The organism is Thiomonas sp. FB-6 (assembly GCF_000377645.1).
GTDB lineage: Bacteria > Pseudomonadota > Gammaproteobacteria > Burkholderiales > Burkholderiaceae_C > Thiomonas_A.
The window spans coordinates 168,976-176,719 of record NZ_KB898473.1; the positions used below are offsets into that span (position 1 = coordinate 168,976).

General features: G+C 59.9%; 9 protein-coding genes. 5 read left to right on the forward strand and 4 right to left on the reverse strand.

Features of this window, described 5'->3' with window-relative positions; genetic code table 11:
• The first annotated feature begins 584 nt into the window (after positions 1 to 584).
• The 3 genes from D466_RS20680 (at position 585) to D466_RS0105540 (ending at position 3,331) form a co-directional block, all read left to right on the forward strand.
• Positions 585 to 794: a hypothetical protein gene (locus D466_RS20680; protein ID WP_018912717.1), complete on the forward strand. Its 210-nt coding sequence runs from the start codon at positions 585 to 587 to the stop codon at positions 792 to 794.
• 385 nt (positions 795 to 1,179) lie between these two features.
• Positions 1,180 to 2,769, forward strand: a complete 1,590-nt coding sequence (locus tag D466_RS20685) for an anti-phage dCTP deaminase (RefSeq protein WP_018912718.1) — start codon at positions 1,180 to 1,182, stop codon at positions 2,767 to 2,769.
• Positions 2,759 to 3,331 (forward strand): hypothetical protein, encoded by a 573-nt coding sequence (locus D466_RS0105540; RefSeq protein WP_156004041.1) that lies wholly within the window; start codon positions 2,759 to 2,761, stop codon positions 3,329 to 3,331. The genes D466_RS20685 and D466_RS0105540 overlap by 11 nt, the downstream gene beginning before the upstream one ends.
• 146 nt (positions 3,332 to 3,477) lie before the next feature.
• Here D466_RS0105540 and D466_RS0105545 read toward each other — a convergent pair whose 3' ends face one another.
• From D466_RS0105545 to D466_RS0105555, 4 genes are read right to left on the reverse strand one after another with little or no spacing between them, the layout of a single operon-like run.
• Positions 3,478 to 4,806 carry a hypothetical protein gene (locus tag D466_RS0105545; protein ID WP_026284927.1) on the reverse strand — a complete coding sequence of 443 codons (1,329 nt, stop codon included), beginning with the start codon at positions 4,804 to 4,806 and terminating at the stop codon, positions 3,478 to 3,480.
• Positions 4,807 to 4,808: 2 nt separating this feature from the next.
• Positions 4,809 to 5,321 carry a hypothetical protein gene (locus D466_RS22660; RefSeq protein WP_018912721.1) on the reverse strand — a complete coding sequence of 171 codons (513 nt, stop codon included), beginning with the start codon at positions 5,319 to 5,321 and terminating at the stop codon, positions 4,809 to 4,811.
• On the reverse strand, positions 5,269 to 5,751 hold the full coding sequence (locus tag D466_RS23830; RefSeq protein WP_156004043.1) for a hypothetical protein: 483 nt from the start codon (positions 5,749 to 5,751) through the stop codon (positions 5,269 to 5,271). Before D466_RS23830 ends, D466_RS22660 begins: the two co-directional genes overlap by 53 nt.
• A complete protein-coding gene (locus D466_RS0105555; RefSeq protein WP_156004045.1) occupies positions 5,744 to 6,352 on the reverse strand; it encodes a hypothetical protein in 609 nt (202 codons plus the stop codon). The genes D466_RS23830 and D466_RS0105555 overlap by 8 nt, the downstream gene beginning before the upstream one ends.
• A gap of 63 nt (positions 6,353 to 6,415) precedes the next feature.
• On the opposite strand from D466_RS0105555, the gene D466_RS20695 reads away from it, so the two are divergent.
• Both D466_RS20695 and D466_RS0105565 read left to right on the forward strand, forming a co-directional pair.
• Entirely contained in the window at positions 6,416 to 6,793 is a 378-nt protein-coding gene (locus D466_RS20695) for a helix-turn-helix domain-containing protein (protein WP_018912723.1), read from the forward strand.
• Positions 6,783 to 7,331 (forward strand): ImmA/IrrE family metallo-endopeptidase, encoded by a 549-nt coding sequence (locus D466_RS0105565; RefSeq protein ID WP_081629833.1) that lies wholly within the window; start codon positions 6,783 to 6,785, stop codon positions 7,329 to 7,331. The genes D466_RS20695 and D466_RS0105565 overlap by 11 nt, the downstream gene beginning before the upstream one ends.
• The last annotated feature ends 413 nt before the right edge of the window (positions 7,332 to 7,744 follow it).

Below are 7,744 nucleotides of genomic sequence, written 5' to 3' on the forward strand. Positions count from 1 at the left end.
GGAAGCGCACGAACCGCCAGCCCATCCACTTAAGCAATTGCTGCTGCCCGTCCAAGAGAAGCGCCCCCATTCCTTCCCCTCCAGCCAAGCGGAGTTGATGATGCTCGTGAGATTCAGCATTTCCCCCGAAGCGGCGCGATACGCGGCCAAGCACCTGCGCTACGGGTCATGGATCTTGACAGCAACGTTCTGTGGGATGGGACTGCGTCGGAACGAGTCGGTGGACTATGGCCTCGCCGTGGTCATTCTGCTTGGGGCGGCGGCATTTTCCGCGAAACTCATCTCAATCGCCGAGGCACGAGAGCGCGGAGGTGCACCTCCGCGGTAGCGCCATGCGACTCCGGGCGCTGGTCGAGCAAGGTAGGCGCCCTGCGCGTGCGAACCGGCCGACAATCGCGTTCACAAACGCCGCCGGTGGCGCCCTGCTAGCCAACGAACCGGGGCAACGAAGCCCGCTGGCGCCTCCTTGGCGCCCCGCAGGAAGCCGCAAAGGAAGGCTCGTAGTGCTTGCATGATTCGTGGCCAGTCGGAGTCAAACGCAGTGTTTCCTCGGAAGTACCTCGACCTCACGCAGGAAGACTAGCATGTCCACCACACCGCATCACGACGACTTGGCCAAAGTGCTCGCCGCAGCGCTGAAAGTGCAGCCCGACAGGGAGCGCGCGGAATCTTTCATCGAGACCCAGCCCATCGCCGCTTTCGGCGGCAAGACGTTGCTTCAGATGGTCGCGCAGGGACGGACCGAGGCCGCGATCAGCTATATCGAATCGATGGCCGCCGGCTTTGTAGGCTAGGAGTCTCGGCGCGCGGCGCGCTTGCCTGTGGGTCGCGAGCGCGCTCGACCTTTGCTCACCTCCGGCTGGCGGCAAGGTTTCAACAAGGGGCTCACGGGCTGCTGGGGCGGGCATTGGAGGCAATGGGGAGCTGTTACTGCGGACAAACTTGCTCTTGATGCCGTTGGCATACCGCAACAAGAAGTGGCGCTCGTTTTCACATTGAGCAATGCCTCAGGCCGCGCATCCGGCATCCCAAAAATGCTGTCCCATCGTCGCCTGCGGAAGTTAGACTTGCGCCTAGCCCTACCTCTCAGGTGGCGTCACTACAGGCAAACAGCTAGCAAAAGTAGCGGGTCCAGACGAAACCGACTGGGTCGAGATCATCAGCAACGGGGAAGTGGGCATGTCGGTCCCAATCGAACAGGTGATGAATTTCACGCGTTCCGGCAACACGCGCGAGCTTGTCAACTCCCATGCATCCAAGGAGCTGATCTTTGCCGTCGTCGGCCCCGTGGGATGCGGCACCACCTCGGTTGCAGAGAAGCTTGAGCAGTTGGCCGCCAGCGCGCTGCACACGCGGCACGTCGTGCGAATCAAGGCCAGCGGGGTCATCGAACGTACCTTGAAGGGTGATGCGCTCGTAGACATGGGTCGGTTGGAGCGCGCGCGGCTGCTTCAAGACGCAGGCGATGGTTTGCGTAAGACGGATGAGTCCGCGGTTGGCGCGTTACTGATGGCCGAGATCAAGGCTCGCCGCGCTGACTTTGATGAGGCCGACAAGGTGCCTGATGGCGGTGACGTGAGCGTGTTGCACGCCGACAAGCGACCCGAGACGCATCGCGTCTACATCATCGACTCGCTGAAACATCCCGCCGAGGTGGAGCTATTGCGCACGGTCTATCGCGAGGCCTTCTGCCTTGTTGGGGTCGTGTGCGAGGAGGAAGTTCGTCAGAAGCGACTTAGTAGTGGCAAATGCAAAGACTCCTCCCTGATGGAGATCCTCCAACTCATGAAGCGCGACGAGGACGCGGACGAGGATTGGGGGCAGAAAGTCTCAAAGACGTTCCACCAGTCCGACTTCTTCGTCGACAACACGCCAGATCGCATGATCGGCGGCAGGGAAAACCCTAATTGGGTGGTGCCCGACATGCTCGGGCGCCTGTTGGATGTACTGATCGGCGAGAAGATCGTGCGCCCGCTGGCGAGTGAAACGGGAATGTTCCACGCAGCGGGTGCGCAGCTGCGCAGCGCCTGCCTGTCGCGTCAAGTAGGTGCGGCTCTGACGGACGCCACTGGCAACGTGATCGCCACCGGCACTAATGAAGTGCCCAAGGCAGGCGGCGGAGTCTACGGCGGGGACTTTGCTTTCGAGCGTGGCGAGGCCTCCATCGACGAGCGTTGCACTACCACCAAGCAATACTGTAGTAACACGCGCGTCCAGGCTCAGATCATGGATGAGGTGATCGACGCCGTGCCGCAGCTGCGCGATGCTGACGACCGTGCGGCGATCCGAAAGGCTCTTGGCAGCACCACGCTTGGGCGCTTGCTAGAGTACAGCCGTGCGGTGCACGCCGAGATGGACGCGATCCTTTCCGCCACGCGTGAAGGCAACTCCACGGTGGGTGCCAAGCTGTTTGTCACCACCTTTCCCTGTCATTATTGCGCGCGCCACATTGTCTCGGCGGGCATCGACGAGGTTCAGTTTATTGAGCCTTACCCGAAGAGCCGCGCGTTCGAACTGCATGGTGACGCCATTGAGAAGGTTTTCTCCAATTGGTACAAAGAACCGCCTGCCAAGCCCACGAAGGTGCTTTTTCGCCCCTTCACTGGGGTAGCGCCTCGGCTGTATGTACGAGCATTCAGGAAGAACCGCGACCTCAAAAACAAGGACGGCCAGCAAGAGGTAAGTCAACCGAAATGGGCACCCGGCTTGCTACGCATGAGCTACCTTGAAATCGAGGAAAAGGTATTGGGCGAAAATCGTGGGTGCTAACGTCATCAATCTCCTTGATGTGCGGCGTGCCAGAGCGGCGCAGGCTGACGGTTTGGACAAAGCTGAGTTGCCAGTGCAACTTAACCTCCCGTTCGACGTGGAGGAGTCGACGACTAACGCGGTAGCATATGCCGGTAGGCAGCTGTATCTCGCAAGTACAGGTGCCTTCGCATTCCAGGACGACTTTCTGAATTTCTGCAAGGCGACCTCGCCGGATCTCGTATTGGACCTGAGAGTGGCGCCCCGCTTGGATTTCGTGCGCCCGCTGCGCAAGCAAGCGTTCGAGCTATTCGGTGTGTACGGCATCGAGTACCGCGATATGCTCGGACGCCTGAACGCGAGCACCTACGACCTACCGCAACACCGGTTCGAGGAGTTGATGAACGCAGTGGCCTCGCTGCACAGTAGCCGCAATGACGAGCGGTCTACGCTTGCGCTATTTGACAATTCGGTGTTTGCCCAGTCATGCACTGCCAAGCTTGTTCAATCGGTGCCAGTAGTGCTGCTTGACGCCGACTCGATTCGACGCCTAGTGGCCTATGGAGCACGGGAACGAATGTAGTTGTCTTGTGCTGTCGACGCGATGTTCGCCGTGGCATCCTGGCATGGAACCACCAGGACCGATCCGTGGGGCTAGCGGATTGAGTCATGCCCGCGCATAGGCTCGTAGCCTTTGAAGAGAGGCTTCTTGATTTGCCGAGATAGGACTCAGGGCGTCGGCGCCTTGAGATCTACAGGCCTACTGCCAAATCGAGATGGCTCGTCGCGTGACAGGGCCCCACGCGAGGACATCTCGGGTGCCGTCAACTCGATTTGGAACAGCTGCGGAATCTGCTTGGCAGACCCCAGTCGCAGGAGCTGCGCGACACAGATCGCGCCAAGCGTCGCACCGACGAAAGGTACAGCCACGCTGGCTGAGGCAAGCGTGAATGCGCCGCAGGCATCAATTCCCCGATAGGCTCTGCGCCTGAGGCGTGCATGCACATCCGTCCCGGCTTCAGAATCTGTCCATGTCGACTCGTCACCCGCTCGAAAGCTTCGGAACTGTCCGATTTCGAAATCGATGGGGCCGTGTCCTACCCCTATGTCAAGCATGTAAGGGAATTGGGCTGCGAGGATATCACGCCGCGGCTCTGGCTTGTCCAGTGCTGAGATCACAATTGCCGGATCATCGGTCGCGCAGTTCGTGCCTGGAAGAAACTTCCTCTCGATCAGCGCTGTCCTCCAACCGAAATGCTCAATCCATTTGTTGGCGATGCGCGTCTTCCGCCGATTGACGTCGCTTGACCTAGTCAACAGCCCCGTCGGGGCGTTCTCCGGTCCCGCGAACTGGTGGTCCTGAAGGACGATCTCATGGTCACGCGACGGTAAGAGCGCCAGATTCCAGAGCACCGCTTGGCCAAGATGGCCGAGGCCGACGAGCAGCGCCGAGCGCGCCAGGTGCACCAGGCTGGCGCCAATCTCCGCTTGCTCAGCGGGCACCCAGGGCTCCCACAGGCTTATTACGTTGCCCGACATCTTCATCGCCTTGACGCCACGAACCATCGCAAAGACTTCGCGAATCGCAAGCGCGCCGGCGAACGCCCCGGCGAGCGGATGCCAGCTTTCACCAGCCGGCCGCAGGTCCCAGCTAGGGAGCACGCCGCTGTTCCATCCATCCCACCAGCACCGGAAATTCACTGCAGCGGGGCTCTTGGTCTGCGGCGTAGCGATTAAATGGGTGAAGTCCGTGTCGACACGGCTACGAATGTTCACGCCCAGCGACCCGGCGAGCTCAAAGAGTGTCACTGCGCCCGGCTGTCGCCTGATCAGTTCAACATCACGCTCCACGATCAGCGTGATGTGAGGAAAGGTGCGCACACCCGCAGCCATGATCGTCATGAGGCAGGCTTGGCCTGCCGCGGTGCTAGTGGCCGCCGAGTCGGCCAGTACCGCAAGGCGCACGGCGTCGAGACGGCTCTCCGCCTCGAGGAAGTCCATGTCACTCACGTCGGTCATCGCCTTGGTGATCCGGGAGCGGGCGAGATGATCATTCATCGTTAGTCCAACTTGAAGAACTTGGATCCCTCGGCGGTACGCGTATTCCAGCGCCCATCGCCCAGGTATTCGTACATGCCGATCCCACCTGGCTTGGTCTGGCGAACCGCGAAATCGGGCAGGATCACGGCGTAGTGGCCCGCGCGAGGGATCACCGGATTCGCCATGTCTGACGAGCTCTGCCCATAGCTGCCTGGATGAACGTGCACGTCCGCAACCACACCGTAGCCACGCGTGCGGCAGTGTTCCCAGAGCCTGGGAAACTTGGTGCCGTCGAAGTGAACAATCCCGCTGGCCAGGGCGTTGGGATCGATATCGTCGTAAAAGACGAACTCGAGGATGCGCTTGGACGGCCCTTCGTCGACGCCAAGCAGGAACGCCCCACTTTCACGAGTCGAAAGCAGCGTGCGCCGACGCAGCTCACCCACACCGTCGCGCCAGACTTGTGCCTTGCACTTCAGCTCAGGCGGCTTTCTTCGAAGCGAGCCAATCAACTTGCTCAACAACGAGCTCATACAGCTTCTCCATGATGAACGTGATGTCGCGGTGACGATTCCAAGCTTGATCGGGCCGCTTCGCCGCCCACTCGTTGTGACTTGCGGCATGGCGTTGCCATGCGCGGTAAATGCCGCCCGGCTTTCCCTCCCCAGGCGACCATTTCTTCAGTGCATCGGTGTAGCCAGGGGAGCAGGGTGTCGTTGGAACGTACGCGCCGCCGCTCGTCATCGACCATGCCTCAACGAACGGGCCCGGATCCGGGTAGCCATCGCAGATCAGGTGGAAGTCCTGCTCGAAGGTCACCGGACCTTGGTGGGCGGTGACTCTCACATACAGGTGCGGGAACCCATACTTGAGCACCTTCCATCGCCCCTCTGTCACTCCGCACAGGAACCGGACGTTGACCAACTCGGCGGTGAGCGTCTTCTCGTCAGGTCCATCAACCATTGGTGAAGTCCTTCAGCGTGAGCTCGAGCGTCAGTTCGCAGGGCCTGCTTTCGTCGTGGCGGAACAACGTGCCGATGGCTATGTCCCGAACCAGCGGCTCAGAGGCGCCAGGGAGCATCAGGTTTGCCTTGGCCGCCTGGTTCTCATCCAGCTTGAAGCCATGGTGCCCGACGGCCCAGCGCAGGACGGTTTGCACGGTCGCCGAGGGCGCGAACTCGTGGTGCTCGGTGCGGTGTTCGAAGTGAACCTTCACCAAAACGACGCGGGCGCGATGCGCAACCAGTGCGATCGCGCACCTATCGCGGTGGTGCTCGAAAAGTTCGGGCTTGTCGCGCTCGAAGATGAAGATCTCGCCACTGGACAGGTAGGGATGGACGAGCTCGAGGATGGCCTCGATGCTCCCCGAGACTTCCCCTGTTACGGCGTTTGGGAGGCCCTCGACTTCGATCTGAACTTTGATGACTGACATGTGCAGCTCGCTCCTTGCAATTTGTACTTTGGCGCCCATGTTGGATGAGAACCACAACGTCAATGTACCACACCAATGTTGCCTAGCAGACACTGCGTCAACACCGATGACCTTGCCCTGCGCCGGCACCATGTCAGCATCATTGACATGTTGCTGGAGTGAACCTAAACTTCTGCGCAAACAGGGGATACCGAGATGCTTGATGAGAAGCGCCTTTACCAGGCGCTGGGTAAGCGCATTCGTGCGCTGCGGGAGCAGCCTGTCGACGCCGCGCGTGGTCGCATGACCCAAGCCGAGCTAGCGAAGCTAGTTGAGATGGAGCGAACCTCGATCACCAACATTGAGAAGGGCAACCAAAAAGTGCCCTTGCACGTTCTGTTTCGCATCGGCGAAGTGCTCGGAGCCGAGCCAATGGAACTGCTTCCGTCGCTGAGCGAAGTCCAGTCACTGGAAAGCAAGCTAACGGAGCTTTCCTTTGGCGGACACACCTTCGAGGCGCCGCCACTTTTGGCCGGTGCGCTGACCGCGTTGATTGCGAACCTGGAAGAAAGCGGATCGTCAAATGGCCGCTAAAGGCGCAGCACTTGACCGTGCGGTCGCCGGCTTGTTGCAGGCAGCTGGTGTCAACGGCGTGCCTGTTGACGTTGAGGCAGTCGCGCGACACCTGAATGCACAGGTGCATCATCAACCGCTGGAGGACGATGTATCAGGCGTGCTCGCCATCAAAGGCACCGCCAAGCACATCATCGTGAACAGCCTTCATCACGCGAATCGGAAACGGTTCACCATTGCTCATGAGATCGGCCACCTGTGGCTTCACCACGACGACCGTGACCGCCTGTTCATCGACAAACAGATGACCATCTACCAAAGAGTTGGGTCTGCAGCTGGCTATACCGCCCCGAACTCGACGACCACACCGGAGGAGGAGCGAGAGGCCAATCGCTTTGCCTCAGCGCTGTTAATGCCGGTCGAGCACTTACGTCGCATCACCAAGGAGCTTGATCTCTTCGACGAGGTAGATCTGTCTAGGATTGCGGCGCTTTTCGAAGTAAGTGAACAGGCTATGTCGATCCGCCTGCAGCAATTGAACTTGCTTTCGCCCACTTAGCAACCACGGGGAGACGGTCCTGGCCGCTGATCCGGAAAAGCGTCGGATCGGCCTCGCCGTCGATAGCGCCCTCGATTTCCTATCAAGCATGCCGCGGCATGTACGGCGGGCAACGCGGCGCGGGCAGATTCATGACAGCAATTGCGTGTACGAAAGCGTTCGAGCGACATGAATTGCCTTCAGCACGCTGTCAAGAATTGAAGCCACAAGCCCACGTAAGGCTTTGATATCTCGGCGGTCCCAGATGACATCAAATTCTTCCGCTGACAGGTGTAGGTTCTCATCTGACTTGCCAAAATTCTCACACTTGCCAAAAAATCCCCGGCCGCGAGGTTCGGGGATTTTTATTTTGAATCAACGAGATAGCATCGAACGCTCCGACCACGACCATGCCGACGGCGCGCGCGATACGC